16 protein-coding genes and 6 pseudogenes are annotated in these 17,714 nt (G+C 72.2%); 6 read left to right on the top strand and 16 right to left on the bottom strand.

Annotated features, from left to right (window positions below):
- Nucleotides 1–68 precede the first annotated feature (68 nt).
- Entirely contained in the window at nt 69–1,061 is a 993-nt protein-coding gene (mgrA, locus tag ADK64_RS17275) for an L-glyceraldehyde 3-phosphate reductase (protein WP_053659860.1), read from the bottom strand.
- A 111-nt stretch (nt 1,062–1,172) separates the two neighbouring features.
- On the opposite strand from mgrA, the gene ADK64_RS17270 reads away from it, so the two are divergent.
- Together ADK64_RS17270 and ADK64_RS17265 are read left to right on the top strand one after the other, a co-directional pair.
- Complete coding sequence (locus tag ADK64_RS17270) at nt 1,173–2,087, top strand: LysR family transcriptional regulator (protein ID WP_053659858.1); 915 nt, start codon at nt 1,173–1,175, stop codon at nt 2,085–2,087.
- A gap of 179 nt (nt 2,088–2,266) precedes the next feature.
- Nucleotides 2,267–2,782: a mycothiol transferase gene (locus tag ADK64_RS17265; RefSeq protein WP_159046276.1), complete on the top strand. Its 516-nt coding sequence runs from the start codon at nt 2,267–2,269 to the stop codon at nt 2,780–2,782.
- Here the strand turns inward: ADK64_RS17265 and ADK64_RS17260 are convergent.
- From ADK64_RS17260 to ADK64_RS49030, 12 genes and pseudogenes are all read right to left on the bottom strand, one after another.
- Nucleotides 2,764–3,843, bottom strand: coding sequence for an adenosine deaminase (locus ADK64_RS17260; RefSeq protein WP_053659855.1), 1,080 nt, complete (start codon nt 3,841–3,843; stop codon nt 2,764–2,766). The genes ADK64_RS17265 and ADK64_RS17260 overlap by 19 nt on opposite strands.
- A 35-nt stretch (nt 3,844–3,878) precedes the next feature.
- Nucleotides 3,879–4,271, bottom strand: coding sequence for a VOC family protein (locus tag ADK64_RS17255; RefSeq protein WP_053659853.1), 393 nt, complete (start codon nt 4,269–4,271; stop codon nt 3,879–3,881).
- Between the two features lie 131 nt (nt 4,272–4,402).
- A complete protein-coding gene (locus ADK64_RS17250) occupies nt 4,403–5,329 on the bottom strand; it encodes a M56 family metallopeptidase (RefSeq protein ID WP_053659851.1) in 927 nt (308 codons plus the stop codon).
- Nucleotides 5,326–5,706: a BlaI/MecI/CopY family transcriptional regulator gene (locus ADK64_RS17245; protein ID WP_053659850.1), complete on the bottom strand. Its 381-nt coding sequence runs from the start codon at nt 5,704–5,706 to the stop codon at nt 5,326–5,328. Before ADK64_RS17245 ends, ADK64_RS17250 begins: the two co-directional genes overlap by 4 nt.
- A 242-nt stretch (nt 5,707–5,948) precedes the next feature.
- Nucleotides 5,949–6,854: an aldo/keto reductase gene (locus ADK64_RS17240; RefSeq protein ID WP_053659848.1), complete on the bottom strand. Its 906-nt coding sequence runs from the start codon at nt 6,852–6,854 to the stop codon at nt 5,949–5,951.
- Nucleotides 6,855–6,894: 40 nt separating this feature from the next.
- Nucleotides 6,895–8,217 (bottom strand): aldehyde dehydrogenase family protein, encoded by a 1,323-nt coding sequence (locus ADK64_RS17235; protein WP_053659847.1) that lies wholly within the window; start codon nt 8,215–8,217, stop codon nt 6,895–6,897.
- 122 nt (nt 8,218–8,339) lie between these two features.
- Nucleotides 8,340–8,589: pseudogene (locus ADK64_RS49035) on the bottom strand (hypothetical protein); the annotation flags it as partial.
- Between the two features lie 229 nt (nt 8,590–8,818).
- Entirely contained in the window at nt 8,819–9,961 is a 1,143-nt protein-coding gene (locus ADK64_RS17230; RefSeq protein ID WP_053659845.1) for an LLM class flavin-dependent oxidoreductase, read from the bottom strand.
- Between the two features lie 208 nt (nt 9,962–10,169).
- A pseudogene (locus tag ADK64_RS47355) lies at nt 10,170–10,396 on the bottom strand (SfnB family sulfur acquisition oxidoreductase); the annotation flags it as partial.
- A gap of 8 nt (nt 10,397–10,404) precedes the next feature.
- A pseudogene (locus ADK64_RS17225) lies at nt 10,405–10,719 on the bottom strand (NAD(P)H-dependent oxidoreductase); the annotation flags it as partial.
- Nucleotides 10,679–11,077, bottom strand: a pseudogene (locus ADK64_RS45025) (dimethyl sulfone monooxygenase SfnG); the annotation flags it as partial. The pseudogenes ADK64_RS17225 and ADK64_RS45025, both read right to left, overlap by 41 nt.
- Before the next feature lie 131 nt (nt 11,078–11,208).
- Complete coding sequence (locus ADK64_RS49030; RefSeq protein WP_351405193.1) at nt 11,209–11,286, bottom strand: putative leader peptide; 78 nt, start codon at nt 11,284–11,286, stop codon at nt 11,209–11,211.
- 143 nt (nt 11,287–11,429) lie between these two features.
- On the opposite strand from ADK64_RS49030, the pseudogene ADK64_RS49025 reads away from it, so the two are divergent.
- A pseudogene (locus ADK64_RS49025) lies at nt 11,430–11,627 on the top strand (LysR family transcriptional regulator); the annotation flags it as partial.
- A gap of 454 nt (nt 11,628–12,081) precedes the next feature.
- A pseudogene (locus tag ADK64_RS43060) lies at nt 12,082–12,495 on the top strand (SPW repeat protein); the annotation flags it as partial.
- Between the two features lie 82 nt (nt 12,496–12,577).
- Here the strand turns inward: ADK64_RS43060 and ADK64_RS17215 are convergent.
- A complete protein-coding gene (locus ADK64_RS17215) occupies nt 12,578–13,345 on the bottom strand; it encodes an ArsR/SmtB family transcription factor (protein ID WP_053659841.1) in 768 nt (255 codons plus the stop codon).
- 237 nt (nt 13,346–13,582) lie between these two features.
- Here ADK64_RS17215 and ADK64_RS17210 point away from each other — a divergent pair, with 237 nt between their 5' ends.
- A complete protein-coding gene (locus ADK64_RS17210; protein ID WP_053659839.1) occupies nt 13,583–14,305 on the top strand; it encodes a hypothetical protein in 723 nt (240 codons plus the stop codon).
- An 11-nt stretch (nt 14,306–14,316) separates the two neighbouring features.
- On the opposite strand, the gene ADK64_RS17205 is transcribed toward ADK64_RS17210, so the two are convergent.
- Together ADK64_RS17205 and ADK64_RS17200 are read right to left on the bottom strand one after the other, a co-directional pair.
- Entirely contained in the window at nt 14,317–14,829 is a 513-nt protein-coding gene (locus ADK64_RS17205) for a GNAT family N-acetyltransferase (protein ID WP_053659837.1), read from the bottom strand.
- A gap of 93 nt (nt 14,830–14,922) precedes the next feature.
- Nucleotides 14,923–16,356, bottom strand: coding sequence for an APC family permease (locus ADK64_RS17200; protein WP_078992691.1), 1,434 nt, complete (start codon nt 16,354–16,356; stop codon nt 14,923–14,925).
- A gap of 138 nt (nt 16,357–16,494) precedes the next feature.
- On the opposite strand from ADK64_RS17200, the gene ADK64_RS17195 reads away from it, so the two are divergent.
- A complete protein-coding gene (locus ADK64_RS17195) occupies nt 16,495–17,679 on the top strand; it encodes an ROK family transcriptional regulator (RefSeq protein ID WP_053659835.1) in 1,185 nt (394 codons plus the stop codon).
- Nucleotides 17,680–17,714 lie beyond the last annotated feature (35 nt).

Raw genomic sequence — 17,714 nt, 5'->3', positions numbered from 1 at the left:
CCCTGACCGCCCGCTCACGCCCTGACCGCCGCTCGCCTCCTGACCGCCGCTCTCCTCGCCCGGCGGGCTCAGGCCTTCACGAGGGCGTCGATGCGGGCCAGCTCCTCGGCGTCGAAGTCCAGGTTCCGGATCGCGCCGACGCTGTCCTCGATCTGCCGCGGGCTGCTCGCGCCGACCAGCGCGGAGGTGACCCGGCCGGCCCGCAGCACCCAGGCCAGGGCCAGCTGGGCCAGGGTCTGGCCGCGGGCCGAGGCGATCTCGTCCAGCGCGCGCAGCCGGCCGACCAGATCCTCGGTGACCGCGTCGGAGTTCAGGAAGGGGCTGTCGCTCGCGGCCCGGGAGTCCTCGGGGATGCCGTCGAGGTAGCGGCCGGTGAGCAGGCCCTGCTCCAGCGGGGAGTAGGCGATGGAGCCGACCTGGAGTTCGTCCAGGGCGTCGAGCAGGCCCCCGTCCTCGGGGCGCCGGTCGAGCATCGAGTAGCGGGGCTGGTGGATGAGGAGCGGGGTGCCGAGGCCGGCGAGGATGCGGGCGGCCTCGCGGGTCTGCTCGGCCGAGTAGTTGGAGACGCCGACGTAGAGCGCCTTGCCCTGCTGCACCGCCGAGTGCAGGGCGCCCATCGTCTCCTCCAGCGGAGTGTCGGGGTCGGGGCGGTGCGAGTAGAAGATGTCGACGTGGTCCAGGCCCATGCGTGTCAGGCTCTGGTCCAGCGAGGACAGCAGGTACTTGCGCGAGCCCCATTCGCCGTACGGGCCGGGCCACATGAGGTAGCCGGCCTTGGTGGAGATCACCAGCTCGTCGCGGTACGCCGCGAAGTCGGCCTTCAGGGCCTCGCCGAGGGCGGACTCGGCGGCGCCGGGCGGCGGGCCGTAGTTGTTGGCGAGGTCGAAGTGGGTGACGCCCAGGTCGAAGGCGCGGCGCAGGATGGCCCGCTGGGTCTCGACGGGCCGGTCCGGGCCGAAGTTGTGCCACAGGCCGAGGGACAGCGCGGGCAGCTTCAGTCCGCTGCGTCCGGTGCGCCGGTAGGGCATGCCGTCGTAGCGGTCGGGGTGTGCGGTGTACAACGCGACTCCAGAGGGGTTGGCACACGGTCTACCCGCGCCACTCTTCACCGAGCCGCACGCAGCGGTCCAACAGGAGAATGCGATGGAATTCAGCGGCTAGGCTTCTCAATCATGGAACTGCGTCATCTCCAGCACTTCGTCGCGGTCGCCGAGGACCAGCATTTCACCCGGGCCGCCGAACGCCTGATGGTGTCCCAGTCGGGCTTGTCGGCGTCGATCAGGGCGCTGGAACGGGAGCTGCGGGCGCCGCTGTTCGTGCGGACCACCCGGCGGGTGACGCTGACCGAGGCGGGGCACGCGCTGCTGGCGGAGGCCGAGCGGATCCTGGCGCAGGTGCGCTCGGCGCACGAGGCGGTGGCGGCGGTGCAGGGCGTGCTGCGCGGCACGCTGGCACTGGGTACCGAGCAGTGCATCGCGGGCGTGCACCCGGCACGACTGCTGGCCGCGTTCCGGGGGCGGCATCCGGACGTGGAGATCCGGCTGCGGCAGGCGGGTTCGGGCGCGCTGGCCGAGGAGGTCGCGGCCGGCCGGCTCGACCTCGCCTTCGCCTACCGCACCCAGGCGGACAGCGACCAGCTGCGCTCGGTGGCGCTCACGAGCGAGCCGATGACCGTGCTGTGCCATCCCGGCCACCGGCTGGCCTCGGCGGGCGCGGTGCTCACCCCCGGGGATCTGGCCGGGGAGGTCTTCGTCGACTTCCATCCGGACTGGGGCCCGCGGCGCACGACCGACGCCGCGTTCACCACGGCCGGGGTACGGCGCACGGTCGCGCTGGAGGTGAACGACGTGCACAGCCTCCTGGACCTGGTGGACGAGAACCTGGGGATCGCCGTCGTTCCCCGGCACTTCCGGCACAAGCGGCCCTCGCTCGCGGCGCTCCCGCTGAAGGGGACGGGCGAGACGGAGTACGAGACGGTGGCCCTGCTGCCGCCGGACCGGTCCACGAGCCCCGCCGCCCGCGCGCTCGTCACCCTCCTGGAGACGGGGGAGCTGGGACCGTCCCGGGAGGAGCCCCAGGCCTCCTGATGGGGGCCGTCAGCCACTACGGCGACGGTTCAGGGGGAACAGGTCATGAGAGCACCCGCCCCGCAAGAGGTCCTCGCGGCGCAGGACTTCACCGGCGAGCCGGAGACGCGTGCCGCCGGGCTTGCACGGCGGCCGGATTTCGGAGGCATGACGGCGGTGGATGCGCGATGGTGGTCCTTATGCATGCAAAGGACATCCTCATCGACGGCTACGGCCGCATCCAGGAAGAAGTCCATGCCGCCCTCGACGGCCTCGGACCGGACGCCCTGAACCACCGCCCGGCGCCCGACGCCAACTCCGTCGCCTGGCTGGTCTGGCACCTCACCCGCGTGCAGGACGACCACATCGCCGACGCCTTCGACCTGGACCAGGTCTGGCTGACCCAGGACTGGGAGAAACGCTTCGGCCTCGACCTGCCCCGCCACGACACCGGGTACGGGCACAGCGCCGCGAAGGTCGCCAAGGTGCGGGTCGAGTCGGCCGGCCTGCTGACCGGGTACTACGACGCGGTCCACGAGCAGACCCTCGGCGCGCTGCGCTCGCTCGCCGCCAAGGACCTGGAACGGGTCGTGGACGAGCGCTGGGACCCTCCGGTCACGCTGGGCGTCCGCCTGGTGAGCGTCCTGTCCGACGACCTTCAGCACGTCGGACAGGCCGCCTACCTCAGGGGGCTCGTTCAGAGCGCGGCCGCGTAACCCGGCAGGACCACGTCCTGGATGAGGGCGTTGCGCTCCTCGAACGGGATGAACGCGCTCTTGAGGGCGTTCACCGTGACCGTACGCAGGTCCTCGACGGTCCAGCCCGCCTCCTCGACCAGCAGGGACATCTCCCGGGTCATCGTCGTCCCCGACACCAGCCGGTTGTCGGTGTTGAGGGTGACCCGGAAGCCGAGGTTCTTCAGGGCCGTGATCGGGTGCTCGGCGATCGAGGTGGCGCAGCCGGTCTGCAGGTTGGAGGTGGGGCACATCTCCAGCGCGATACGGCGGTCGCGCACCCAGGAGGCGAGCCGGCCGAGCTTGCCGGCCGCGAGGTCGGGGATGTCCTCGGTGATGCGGACACCGTGGCCGATGCGCTGGGCGCCGCACACCTGGAGGGCCTGGTGGATGCTGGGCAGGCCGTGCGCCTCACCGGCGTGGATGGTGAAGGGGACGTTCTCGCGGCGCAGGTGCTCGAAGGCGGCCAGATGCTCGGCGGGCGGGAAGCCGTCCTCGGCGCCTGCTATGTCGAAGCCGACGACACCGGCGTCGCGGTAGGCGACGGCCAGGTCGGCGGCCTCGCGGACCCGGTCGAACATCCGCATGCCGCACAGCAGGGTACCGACCCGCACGGGGGTGCCGGCGGCGGCCGCCTTGGCCATGCCGGCGGCGAGCCCCTCCTGGACGGCCTCCACGACCTCGCTCAGCGACAGCCCGCCGTTCGTGTTCAGCTCGGGGGCGTAGCGCACCTCGGCGTAGACGACGCCGTCGGCGGCGAGGTCCAGCACGTACTCCTCGGCCGTGCGCAGCAGGCCCTCGCGGGTCTGCATGACGGCGAGGGTGTGCTCGAACGTGGCGATGTAGCGGACCAGGTCGCCGGAGTTGGCGGCCTCGACGTACCAGGCGGCCAGCTCGTCGGGGTCGGTGGTGGGCAGGGCGTGGCCGGCCGCCGCCGCGAGCTCGACGACGGTGGCGGGGCGCAGGCCGCCGTCGAGGTGGTCGTGCAGCACGGCCTTGGGGAGCCGGCGGAGGATCTCGGTGTCGATGCGGGACACGGTCATGGCAGGGCTTTCCTCGGCGAGTGGTTCGGCGGTGTTCAGGCGGCGGGCTGGAGCAGGTCCCAGCGGTTGCCGTACAGGTCCTGGAAGACCGCGACGGAGCCGTAGGGCTCGTGGCGCGGCTCTTCCAGGAAGGTCACTCCGGCCGCGGTCATCCGGGCGTGGTCGCGGGCGAAGTCGTCGGTGTGCAGGAAGAAGCCGACCCGGCCACCGGTCTGGTCGCCGACGCGGGCCCGCTGCTCCTCGCCCTTGGCACGGGCGAGGAGCAGCCCGGTACCGGCTGCGGCACCGTCGGGCTCGACGACGACCCAGCGGGAGCCGTCGGGGCGCGGGGCGTCCTCGGCCAGACGGAAGCCGAGGGCCCCGGTGTAGAAGCGGATGGCCTCGTCGTAGTCGTCGACGACGAGGGTGACCAGGGCGACGCGTCGCATCGGGACCTTCCGGTGGGGGTGGTTAGCCGGTGAGGTTATACGTAAAACCTCGGGGGCGCCAGTCCTGTTCCGCACGCTGTTCTACGCGCGTTGCCACCGGGCTGCCACGGGGTGTCCCGGGGCGGGCGACGTCAGGGCGTCTCGTCGCCCTGGGCGATCTCCACACGGTGGTGGAAGTCGGCCATTCCGGTGGCCGAGGCCCCGCACGAGACGACGGTGCAGACGAGAAGGAGGGCGGCGATCGTGCGGCCAGTACGGGGGGCTCGCGGGGCGGCGAGCAGCGCCTGGACGCGCTGCGGGACGGGGCCGGTGGTCGCGGCGGGCGCGAAGTCGGGGCGCTCGCGGGGGGTGCTCTGGACGGCGAGGGCCGCGCGGGCGATGGCCCGGGCGATCAGCCGCCGGTCGCCGACCCGGGCCGCGGCGGCCTCGTCGGCGACGCGCTCGACGGCGAGGCGGATCGTCTCGCGGACCGGGCGCAGGGCGGGGTGGCAGTGCGCGGCGAGTTCGGCGGCGACGAGGAAGTAGTGGTGACCGCCGTCGTTGTGTGCTCGCTCGTGCGCGAACAGCGCCTCCCGCTCGCGACCGTCCAGGCTGCGCAGCATGGCGGTGGTGACGACGATGCGGTGCGGGCGGCCGGGCAGGGCGTAGGCGTCCGGGCGGGGCGAGTCGACGACGCACAGGTCGCCGGCGGCGGGGCCGCGCCCGGCCTGGGTGCGGGCCGCGCGGAAGGCGCGGGTCTGGTGCAGCGCCGAACGGACGAGGGTCCAGCCGCACACGGCGAGCACGCCGACCGAGGTCGCGGCGGCCGGCAGGACGACAAGGTCCGAGGCGGTGTGCAGCGGGCGGACCAGCTCGCCGAGCGCGGCGAAGAGGGGGAGCTTGAGCAGCCCGATCAGGACGAACGCGCCGAGCGCGGCCAGCGAACAGCCGGCGAGGACCACGGCACAGACGGTGACGGCCCACAGCGCGGCGACCGGGGCGAACCGGTCCAGGGCCCGACGGGCCAGGGCCGGCAGGGCGAAGGGCAGCAGCAGGGGCAGCAGAAGCAGTGCGGTCATCGTTCGTCGGATTCGAGCAGGTCCCGCAGGATGCGTTCGTCGTTCGGGCTGAGCTGGGCGACGAAGCGGGCGAGTACGGCCTCGCGGTCGCTGTCCCGGTCCAGCTCGCTGTGCATACGGCGCGCGGTGAGGCCCTGGGCGTCCGGCACGTCCCTGACCGGGAAGTAGGCGAAGCCACGGCCCTGACGGTGCCGGTCGACGACCCCCTTCTCGTGCAGGCGCGTGAGGATCGTCGTCACCGTCGTCCGGGCCAGGTCCGCGCCGAGGCTCGACTGGACCTCGCCGGGTGTCTGGGGCACACCGGCGGCCCAGAGCGCGGCCATGACAGTCGCCTCGAGCTCACCGGCCGGCCGGCGCTCGTCCTTCGCCTCGGTCATGAAACGTCCCTCACCCCGTCCTCGTCCACGGCCCCGGCCCGGGAGTCCGTCTACACGATGGTAGTCAACCGAGCCTCCGCACGGCCGCGCACCCGCCTGCCCATGGCGGGAGGGCCGGGGGCGGGCGGGGCGGCTGCCGGGAACGCGGGGGCTCGGATTGACGAGGGCGGGGCGACGGCCGAGCAGGCGGGCCTCGGCGCGGAGCGGGACGGTGACCGCGTGCACGCCCCCTGGGCAACCGGTCAACGACCCCCGGCGTGCAGGGCGTTCAGTCGGGACAGTTCGGTCGCCGTGAGGCGTACCACTCCCGCGGCGATGTTCTCCGCGAGGTGGTCGGGGTTTCCGGTGCCGGGGATGGCGAGGACGTGCGGGCCCTGGTGGAGGGTCCAGGCGATGCGGATCTGTGTGGGGCTCGCCCCGTGGGCGTCGGCGATGGCCCGTACCTCGTCGTCGTGCGTGTCGGCCGCCGCCCGCGGGCCGGCCTCGCCGGCGACGGCGTAGAAGGGTACGAACGCGATGCCGTGTTCGCCGCACAGGCGCAGCATCTCGTCGTCGACCGGGTCGGGACGGTCGAGGGCGTAGCGGTTCTGGACGCACACGACCGGGGCGATCTCCAGGGCCTCGGCGAGGTGGCGCGGTTCGACGCCGGAGATGCCGAGGTGGCGGATCAGGCCGGCCTCGCGCAGTTCGGCGAGCGCGCCGAAGTGTTCGGCGATCGAGTCCTGGCGCATCCGGCGCAGGTTGACGACGTCGAGGTGGTCGCGGCCGAGCTGGCGCAGGTTCTCCTCGACGTGGCCGCGCAGCTGGTCGGGCCGGGCCGAGGTGCCCCACTCGCCGTGGTAGTCCCGGAAGGGGCCGACCTTGGTGGTGATGACCAGGTCGTCGGCGTACGGGGCCAGGGCCGTGTTGATCAGTTCGTTGGCCGAGCGCGTCGCCGAGAAGTAGAAGGCGGCCGTGTCGATGTGGTTCACGCCGAGCTCCATCGCCCGGCGCAGTACGGATATCGAGCGGTCCCGGCTGCTGGGGGTGCCCAGATGGAAGGCGGCGCTGCCCGTCAGCCGCATCGCTCCGAAGCCGATGCGGTGGACGGGCAGGTCGCCGAGTTTCCAGGTGCCGGACGCGTCTGCGGTGATCGTTTCAGCGGTCATCCGGCGGATCTTCGCACATCCGGGCCGCCACGCAACCGGATCAGCCCAACGGCTTGTCCAGGACCGCCTTGCGGTGGCTGAAGGTCTCGATGGAGTAGCGGCCGTGGTAGTTGCCCATGCCGCTCTCTCCCACGCCGCCGAACGGCAGGTCGGAGACGGTGAGGTGGGCGAGGGGAAGACCGTAGCCGAGGCCGCCGGAGGACGTCTCGGCGGCGAGGCGGCCGCGCGTGTCCGCGGACTCGCTGAAGACGTAGAGCGCGAGCGGCTTGTCACGGTCGTTGATGAAGGCGATCGCCTCGTCCAGGCCGGGCACGGTGACGATCGGCAGGATCGGGCCGAAGATCTCCTCGCGCATGACGGGCGACGTCGGGTGGACGTCCGCCAGGACCGTCGGCGCGATGTACTTGGCGGCGCGGTCGCTCGCGCCGCCCACCGCCACCCGGCCCGAGTCGAGCAGGGCGCTCAGCCGGTCGAAGTGGCGTTCGTTGATGATCCGGCCGTACTCCGGCGACTCGGCCGGGTCCGCGCCGAACAGCTTCTCTACGGCGCGCACCAGAGCGGGCTCCAGGGCGGCGGCGGTCTCCGGGTCGGTCAGGACGTAGTCGGGGGCGACGCAGGTCTGCCCGGCGTTGAGGAACTTGCCGCGGGCGAGCCGGTCCGCGACCACGTCGAGATCGGCATCACGGTCCACGAACACCGGGGACTTGCCGCCCAGTTCGAGGACGACCGGGGTGAGGTGCTCGGCCGCGGCGCGCATCACGATACGGCCGACGGTGCCGTTGCCGGTGTAGAAGATGTGGTCGAAGCGCTCGGCCAGCAGGGCCGTGGTCTGCGGGATGCCGCCCTCGACCACCGCGACGGCGTCGGTGTCGAGGTAGGCGGGGATCAGGTCGGCCAGCACGGCCGAGGTGGCCGGGGCCAGCTCGCTCGGTTTGGCGACCACCGCGTTGCCGGAGGCCAGCGCGCCGACCATGGGGGCGAGCAGGAGCTGCGCCGGGTAGTTCCAGGGGGCGACGACGAGGACGACGCCGAGCGGGTCGTACTGCGTCCAGGCCGTCGCGTCGGCGCCGAGGTGGGCCGGGACGGGCGCGGGCTCGGGACGCAGCCAGTCCGCCAGGTGCTCCAGGGTGTGGTCGATCTCGCGGATCGTGAAGTCGATCTCGGTGCGGTAGGCCTCGGTACGGCTCTTGCCCAGGTCGGCATGGAGGGCGGCGGCGAGGTCGGCGCCGCGTTCCGTGAGCATCGCGCGCAGGCGGCGCAGCTGCTCGGTGCGCCACTCGACGGGCTTGGTGCGGCCGGTGGCGAAGGTGGCGCGCAGCCGGGCCACGGTGTCGGCGGGCTGCTCGATGGCAGGGTGGCTCACGGGTGCCTCGCTGGTGGTGCATGGGCCGGTACGGCCCGGGCCTAGGGCTCACAGGGTCAGATGCAATTACCAACCTTTCATGTCCTCAAGTTAATTCCGCGGGCCGCGGCAGGTGACGACGCTCACAGGCCGAGGTCACGCAGGCGCCGCTCCAGATACGCCCGTTCGGCCGCGCTCCCGGCCCGTCCGGCGGCCAGGCCGTACTCCGTCGCCGCCCCGGCGGACCGGCCCAGCCGGCGCAGCAGGTCGGCGCGGACGGTGCAGCACGTGGTAGCGGCCGAGGCCCGGCGCGTCGACCAGGTCGAGCGTCCGGCCCGGCCCCTCGGCCTCGGCCACCGCGACCGCCCGGTTCGGGGCCACGACCGGGGGCGGCCAGGCCGTACTCCGTCGCCGCCTCGACGGACCGGCCCAGCCGGCGCAGCAGGTCGGCGCGGACGGCGTGCAGCACGTGGTAGCGGCCGAGGCCCGGCGCGTCGACCAGGTCGAGCGCCCGGCCCGGCCCCTCGGCCTCGGCCACCGCGACCGCCCGGTTCGGGGCCACGACCGGCGTCGGCGCGGCGGAGTAGTCCCGGGGCCGGGTCGCTCTGCCGGTGCCGGCCGGTCAGCCCGCGAACGGTACCTGGGCCGGGGCAGCGGACGCGTGGCTGGCGGGATGTGTCCACAGTCCCTGTGCGGCGAGCCGGGGCAGCACGCCCTCGCCGAACCAGTACGCCTCCTCCAGATGCGGGTAGCCGGAGAGGACGAACTCGTCGATGCCGAGGGCGTGGTACTCCTTGATCCGCTCCACGACCTCGTCGTGGCTGCCGACCAGCGCCGTGCCCGCGCCGCCGCGCACCAGCCCGATGCCGGCCCACAGGTTGGGGTGGATCTCCAGGCTCTCCCGGCTGCCGCCGTGCAGGGCGAGCATCCGCTGCTGGCCCTCGGACTCGCTGCGGGCGAGCCCCGCCTGCACGGCCCGCACCGTCTCCGGATCGAAGCCGTCGAGCAGCCGGTCCGCCTCCGCCCAGGCCTCGGCGGCGGTGTCCCGGGTGATGACGTGCAGCCGGATGCCGAAGCGCAGCGTACGTCCGTGCTCCGCGGCCAGCCCGCGGATCCAGGCGATCTTCTCGGCGACCTGGGCAGGCGGCTCGCCCCAGGTGAGGTACACGTCGGCGTACCGGGCCGCGACCTCGCCTGCGGCGGGCGAGGAGCCGCCGAAGTACACCTCGGGCACGGGGTCGGGCACCCGGCTGAGCTTCGCCTCCTCGACCCGCAGGTGCTCGCCGTGCAGGTCGACGCTCTTGCCGTCCCACAACTGGCGCACGATGTGCAGGAATTCGCCGGTACGGCGGTAGCGGGCGTCCTTGTCGAGGAAGTCGCCGTAGGCCCGCTGCTCGTGGTTCTCGCCGCCGGTGACGACGTTGAGCAGCAGCCGTCCGCCGGTCTGCCGCTGGAAGGTGGACGCCATCTGCGCGGCGAGCGTCGGCGAGACGGAGCCGGGCCGGAAGGCGACCAGGAACTTCAGCCGCTCGGAGTTCTGGCTGACCATGGCGGTGGTCAGCCACGCGTCCTCGCACCAGGCCCCGGTCGGGGTGAGCGCGCCGGCGAAGCCGAGGAACTCGGCGGCCCGGGCGATCTGGCTCAGATAGGCGACCGTGGGCGGCCGGTCCCGGCCGGATGCGGTCGCCGGGGTGCCGTGGCCGCCGCCGACGACGTGACGGCTGTCGCCGTTGGTGGGCAGGAACCAGTGGAAGGTGAGGGACACGTGGGGTCTCCGTTCGGGATCGTGCGTCGGAGCAGGCCGTGGCGGGGCGGCCGGGTTCCGGTCAGCGCGTACCGGCCCAGGTGCTGGATCTTCCAGCGGGCGGGCCGGGGCGGGGCGGGGCGGGGAAAGGTGCGGTGCGAAGCGCCTCGTCGAGCGGTGGCGGGCGGGCAACGGGTGGGCGGGGGCCGATGTCCTGCACGTGTGGCGGCCGGAGGATTTCTGCGGGGGTCGCGGCGCGGCGTCGGCTCCGCCGTGTTCGGCGGGCTTCGGCGGGCACGGTCACGGCGAGCAGCCCGGAGCGGGACAACCGGTCCAACTCGGCCCGGGCTGACCGGCGTTCGGCGTCCTGCTCGGCGGCCCCGGCGTGGAATCCGTGGCCGGTGCCGCCGCGACGCCGAGTGCCTCGGTGTCGTCCGCGATGACGTGCGCGGTCATGGAGCCGTTCAGCTCGTCGCCGCGAGGACCGGGGTCCGGCCGAGGGCGGCCGAGAACTGGTCCACCCCCTGGCCGAGCGCCTCGGCGGTGGCCGGGGCGAGGGCCAGCGAGCCGTCCTCGCGTACGGTGATGTCCTTGTCGAGGGTGAACCAGCCCTGGACTATGTGGGCAGCACCCATGGAGTTCAGCACCGGGCGCAGCGCGTAGTCGATGGCGAGGACATGTGCGGTGGAGCCACCGGTGGCGAGCGGCAATACGGTCTTGCCGGTGAGCGCGCACTGAGGGATCAGGTCGAGCAGCGCCTTGAGCACACCGGAGTACGTCACCGGCGAGTTCGGCACGGACGTCGGTCCGGATCGTCCGCGGGGCGATGATGAACTCCTCAGAGCGGCGGTGTCGTTCGTCGTGTTCCAGCCGACGCTCGCCGAGCGCCGTGCACTCGCCGTTCGACCGGCCCGATACGACGTGCACGGCGAAGCGGCCGCCCCGGCATGCGGCGCCGCAACCGGCCACGTACCGGACCTGACCGAGGGCGTGGTCGAGCCCGTTGTGCTCGGCGCGGACGGCCGGTTGCCGGCCGTCGGCGTATTCCCGGTCGGTGCGCTGCTCGATCGTGCTGGTGACAAGTCCCCCGCTGACCTTGGGGACCCAGTGGGCGGATTTCACGGGCGTTGCGGGCATCCGGAACTCCTGGTGCGGAATTGCTCGGTGATGTTTCCGGGCATGCCGAATTCCACGCGCGGGAAAGTGCCGGGTAATTCAGACGGTGCCGGAGCGGAGCGGAGCGCGGCGGATCGGAGCAGGTGGGGCGGTCAGGCCGCGGCGCGACAGGAGGCGCTGGAGACACGCGCGAGGTCGACATGGCGTCGCCGCGTGAGGTCCAGTCGCATCGTCATGCCGCCGATCGTGGCAGCCGCCCGCGAGGACCGTCAAGGAAAACCCGGCCGGTCTCGTATCGCGGACCAGCGAATTTCACGAAGGCGTGACAGGAAACCCCTTGAACCGGATCCGGCGGGCCCCGCATTCCGCGGCGGTGCGGCCCGAGCGGCCGGCATGCCCTGCGGCCGCGACCCGGCTCGGTCCGCTGCGCCGGGCCGGCGGCGAACTGCGCCTGCCCCAGCCCGCGTTGAGCGAGACCGTGCGGAATCCGGAACGGGGACCAGGCGTCGACCTGCTGGAGCGGAAGCGGTCCGCGCCGGGCCGGGAGCGGCTGCCGCCCGTCGTGAGCGTGCCGGCTGGTCAACCATCTGGGCGAGGACGACGTACCCGCGGGCGCCGCGTGGACGGCGCAGAGGGGGGCGAGCCGAGGGGCTCGGGGCGACGGCGCTGCCGGACGCCGGCGTCACCCGGGATCCGTTGGAGCGGCCCGGCCTGATCACCTCCCGGCCACTGGTGGACGACGCGTCCCGGGCACTGCTGATGCTCCGGACTCGGTACCGCGGGCGGCGCGGGACCCGCACACGGCTTTCGCGCACCGGGCCCGGGAACTGACGGCGGGGCGGCCTCCGGAGCACGGTCTACGACCAGGGGGCCGGACATCGGAGCGGCGACCGGCGTCCTGGGCCGGGGCCGGCGCGGGACAGGTCTACACATAAAGAAGAAATAAGAGCAAACTGGAAGCAAGCGGTGCTTATCTCACACCGCACCAGACGCCGTCTGGCCTGCGAAGTCAAAGGAGACGAGTCATGGCCAACGTCTCGCACAGGGGTGATATGATGACTCACCCCGATGTCTCCGAAATGCGGGACCGCTACGCCCGCATGCTCGGCGGTCGCGATGTCGCACTAGTGGACGGGCCGGTCTTCCTGCTCGGTCTGTACTGCGCGGCATCTCCGTGGATCGTGCACTACGCGACGAGCCAGCCCGCGCTCATGGCCCACAACCTGATCCTGGGCATAGCGATAGGCCTGCTGGCACTCGGTTTCACCAGGGCTCCCGAGCGGATGTACGGCCTCAGCTGGGCCATGTGCGCCATGGGCATCTGGTTGATCATCGCTCCCTGGATCGTGGGCAGCGGCCCCGACAAGGGCGTGATCATCAACAACATCGTCATCGGCGGGGTTGGGTCGGCGCGGGCAGGGGGGAAAAGAGCACCCCGGGGGGGTGGCGGGAGAGGGAAAAAGGGAGAAGGGAGCGGGGGGGGCGGTCCCGGGGGGGGGGCCCGCCCCCGCCCGTGCCTGCTCAGCGGCCCGGCACCAGCCACGGCTCCTGCGGCAGCGTCCGCCCGGTCTCCAGCAGCGACTTGAGGTTGGACAGCACGGCCGGCCAGCCCGCGGCGGCGTCCGAGCGCTCGCCCTCGTCGTTGAGATCCTCGTGGACGACGGTCAGCCGGACGATGTCCTCGTGGGGCCGGATCTCGAAGGTGACCCGGGAGTGCCGGTCCTCCCGGTCCTCCTCGCCGGGCGCGGCCCAGGTGGTGACCAGCCGGGTCGGCGGCTCGCTCAGCACGACCCGGCCGACGACGTCGGCGATGCCGGATCCGTCGGTGCGCACATGCTCCCAGCGGGAGCCGGGCTGCCAGTCGGAGACGTTGCGGTGGCCCCAGTACGCGGCCGTGAGGTCGGCGTCGGTGAGCGCCTCCCAGACCTTCTCGGGGGTGCTGGCGATGTAGGTGACGTATACGAAGCTGGGCTTGTCGGTCATGGCTTCCTCGGCTCGTCGCTTGAGGGCACCGAGCGCGCTCAGGCGCGGGCGCTCGAACTTGTCGATCCACCGCTCCTGGATCTCATGGAGCGGCACGGGGTTGAGGTAGTGCAGCTTTTCCCGCCCCCGCCGCACCGTGCTGATCAGGTTCGCGGCCTCCAGGACGGCCAGGTGCTGGGTGACGGACTGGCGCGTCATGGCGATGCGCTCGCACAGCTCACCCAGGGTCTGGCCGTTGTTCTCGTGGAGCCGGTCCAGCAGGCGTCTGCGTGTGTCGTCCGCCAGCGCTTTGAAGACCTGGTCCATCCCGGTGCCCTCCTCCGATCGCACACTCCACGTTATGCAGGCAATTACTTGCATGTCAAGGATGACCAGGCACGACGGCAGGATCTCCCATCGTTTCATCGATTGAACCGTGGATTATGCGCCGATTTGAGTCGAACGCTACAAACACCTGTTACACGGCGTATGGGTGACCTTGATGGAGGGTCCGTAGCGTCGAAGACACACCGACGAACGAAACCGATCGAAGGACAGTCACCGATGCGTGCTCTTTGCACCCTGCGCACCACCCTCGTCGCCGCGGGCGCCACCGCCGTTCTCGCCGCCTCCGCGGGCGGCGCGTTCGCCGCCACCGCCCCCGAGTCGGCGCCCGTCTCCCACGCCTCGGCCCACTGCAAGGACAAGGGCCACCTCGTCAAGACGGTGCGGCTCGCGGACAAGGTCTCCGTCGCGAAGGTCTACAAGACCGGCAAGCACCGCTTCGAGGCGGACATCTGGGCGAAGGGCGAGAAGTACGGGACCCTCATCACCAAGGGCAAGCCGGTTCACGGCCAGAGCAACGGCCTGCACGTCACCCTGCACCCGAACGGCAAGGTGACGTCCTGGGTCGAGCGGACCGAGTCGAAGCCGAAGCCCAAGCCGCAGCCCGTCACCAAGCGGATCCTCGTCTCCATAACGACACTGGCCGACGACGTCTCGACCGGCAAGGTCTACAAGATCGGCGCCCACCACTACGAGGCCGACATCTACGCCCACGGCTCCAAGATCGACACCCTCGTCGCCAAGGACCGCACCGCGTACGGCGAGAACAACGGGCTCCACGTGGCCCTCCAGCCCGACGGCCGGCTGAGCTCCTGGGTCGACGCCCCGGCCTACGACGCGCCGAAGCCCGCGCCGACGAAGGACGCCTCCGACGAGCGGCCGGCCCCGCGGCCGCAGCCGGACAAGAGCGACGCCACGCCGGAGCCCGCGCAGGCCCGGTAACCCTGCTCCGCTCAGCCGGTCACGGCGAACGAGATCCACACGTCCGGGGACAGCTCCGGCCGGTCGGGTACCGGCCGGAGCTCGCGCGTCCAGGCGTCCTGGGCGAGGTCCCGGGCGACGTGCGGCCAGAACCGTGCGGCGGCCGGGTTGTCGTCCTGGAACGCGATCTCCCAGTTCCCGGGATGCCGGCGCAGCACGTCGCGCACGGCCCGCGTCCCGACCCCGCTCCGCCGCGCACCGCGCGCGACGAAGAAGCTGTTGAGCACCCGCACCGGCCCGTCCAGTCCGCGCACGAACGCGAAGCCGGCCGGACGCTCGCCGCGCAGGAACAGGTACGGCGCCCAGCCGGGCCGGGTGAAGGCGTACGCGACCCGTTCGTCGCGGAAGGTGCCGTCCGGGCGGGGCAGAGCGCCCCGGAACTCGGACAGGTCGTGGTGGAACATCAGCCACAGCCGTTCGACGGTGGGCCGGTCCTGGAGGGTCGCGGGGCGGACGATCACGTCCGCGGAGAATGAATCGGTCATGGAACGCAGCCTCCCCGGCGGACGTGGCGTCCGGTCCGGGGAGGCTCGTGAAGACTGCGGTAACCCTACCTCAGTTCAAGGGACTTGCACCCCTCAGCTCATCTCGAGGGCCTTGTACTCCTCGGCGATCTCCTTCGCCCCGAACGGCCACACCTTCTCCAGCCGGGCCCAGACCAGGAAGGCCACGCAGCCGAGGGCCAGCCAGGCCAGGGACCACTCGATGGGGTGGCGCCCCGGGGAGTTCCTGTCCGCGTAGCCGTAGATCACGCACCAGCCGACGAACGCGAGGATGCTCGGCAGCGGGTAGAGCCACATCCGGTACGGGCGGCGCAGGGTCGGCTGCCGCTTGCGCAGCACGGTGAGGGCGATGATCTGGGCGAGCGCCTGGACGATGACCATCACCGTGGTCAACAGCTGGATCAGCGTGGCGAGATCGGTGTGGCGGCCGATCAGGAAGCCGATGGCGGTGATCACGCCCATGGTCGCCAGGCCGAGCATCGGGAAGCGGTGCTCGGGGTGCAGCTTCTCGTAGGGCCGGAAGAAGACGCGGTCGCGGGCGGCGTCGTAGGGCACCCGGGAGCCGCCGAGCAGACCGGTGAAGACCGAGGCGAACGCGGTGATGAGGATCAGCACGGTCACCGTGTCGGCGGCGCCCTTGCCCCAGGTCTTCTCCAGTACGGCGGAGGCCACCGAGGTCGAGGCGATGTCATGGGGGTCGGTCATCCGGTGCCAGTCGATCACCCCGAGGGTGCCGATCTGGAGCAGCAGGTAGATCGCCATGATGCCGACGATCGAATAGAGGATGGAGCGCGGGAGGTTGCGGCCCGGGTCCTTGATCTCGGCGCCCATGTAGGCCGTGGTGTTGTAGCCGAGGTAGTCGTAGATGCCGATGGTCAGGCCCCCGGCGAAGCCGAGCCAGAAGTGGTTGCCCGTCAGGTCGAAGGCGCCCGACGGGTAGCTGAAGGCCAGGTGCGGGCTGAAGTCGGAGGCCGCGGCGGCGATCACCAGCAGCACGGAGGCGATCATCACGGCCCACATCACCGCGGTGATCCGGGCGATGTGCTCGATGCCGCGCCACAGCAGGACCACGACCAGCACGATGATGCCGAGGCCGATCAGGTCCCCCGCCGTCCGGCCGAGATGCGGGGCCAGATAGCCCAGGTACTGCACGAAACCGACCACGCCCGTGGACATGATCAACGGGATGAAGAGCATCGCCGTCCACACGAACAGGAACGGCATGAGCCGCCCGGTGCGGTACTGGAAGGCCTGGCGCAGATAGACGTAACTGCCGCCGGAACCGGGCATCGAGGCACCCAGCTCGGCCCAGACCAGTCCGTCGCACAGCGCGAGGACCGCGCCCGCGACGAAGCCGACGACCGCCTGCGGGCCGCCGAACGCGGCGACCATCAGCGGGATCGTGACGAACGGGCCGATACCGCACATCTGACTCATGTTGATGGCCGTGGCCTGGAACAGGCCGACACGACGGACGAAACCACCCGGGGGCGGCGGGCTACCGGACATGGGGACTCCTGACGCGACGGGCACGCGGGCCGCGTGTCTGCGGGGGTGACACGCCCGGACCGGGCTGGCTGCGCGATAAAGTTAAGGAGCCTTACTAGCGGCGTCAAGTATCCGTAGAGAATGCGTGAGAATGGGGCGATGGGCGCCAGCGATGTCATAGAGCAGCAGGAACAGCCCTGGAACCGTCGGCGCCTGCGCAGCACCAACGAGCGGCTGCTGCTGGACCGGCTGCGCGCCCGGGGTGCCGCCTCACGGGCACAACTGGCCCGCGAGACCGGACTGTCGAAGCCGACGGTCTCCAGCGCGCTGGCCTCGCTCGCCGAGGCCGGCCTGGTGCACGAGGTCGGCACGCACGCCCCGGAGCGCGGGCGCACCGCCGTGCTCTACGCCCCCGACCCGGCCGCCGGACACGCCCTCGGCGTCGACATCGGCCGGGGCTGGCTGCGGGTGGCCGTGGCCGACCTGGACGGCACGGTCGTCGCCCGGGCCGACGTACGCAACCGGGCCCGCACCTCCGGTGCGCTGGCCGACCTGGTCGTGGACACAGCCCGCCAGGTGATCGCCCGTTCGGGCGTCGACCGGGCCGACGTGGTGCACGGGGTGATCGGCACACCGGGCGTGTACGACGAGCGGCAGCGGCGCGTGCGGTACGCGATGCATCTGCCGGGCTGGGGGCGCGCGGGGCTGGTCGACCGGATGCGCGAGGAGCTGGGCGTGCCCCTGGAGGTGCACAACGACGCCAACCTCGCCGCGCTCGGCGAGTACACCTACGGCGTCGGCACAGGCAGCCGGCTGTTCGCGTACATCCTCATCGGCACCGGCCTCGGCATGGGCGTCGTCAGCGAGGGACGGCTGTTCACGGGGGCGCACGGACTGGCCGGCGAGATCGGCTTCCTGCCCTGGCCGGGGCGGCAGAAGCCGGAGCGACTGGAGGACGCGGTGTCGGGGGTGGCCGTGGTGGAGGCCGCCCGGCAGTTCGGGATGAGCGGCCAGCTCACGGCGAAGGCCGTCTTCGACGCGGCCCGGCAGGGCAATCCGGCCGCCGTGCGGGCGGTGGAGCTGGAGGGCGAGCGGATCGCACACACCGTGGCGGCGGCCGCCGCCGTGCTCGACCCGGACCTTGTGGTGCTCGGCGGCGGTGTCGGCCACAGCGTCGACCTGCTGCTGCGCCCCGTCCAGGAGCGGGTGCGCGCCCTCACGCCGCTGCGGCCGACGATCGCCCCGAGCCGGCTCGGCGAGGACGCGGTGCTGCTGGGTGCGGTGGCCACGGCCCTGGACACGGCCCGCGACCTGGTCTTCGAGCGCAGGGCGGCCGGCGCCTGAGACACCGAAGTCCGGCGCCGTCCACGGTCATTGAC

The sequence above is a fragment of the Streptomyces sp. MMG1121 genome, from assembly GCF_001280015.1.
In the GTDB taxonomy this organism is placed as follows: Bacteria; Actinomycetota; Actinomycetes; order Streptomycetales; family Streptomycetaceae; genus Streptomyces.
Note: the sequence above shows the minus strand (reverse complement) of the source record. Positions and strands in the feature narration are given on the sequence as shown.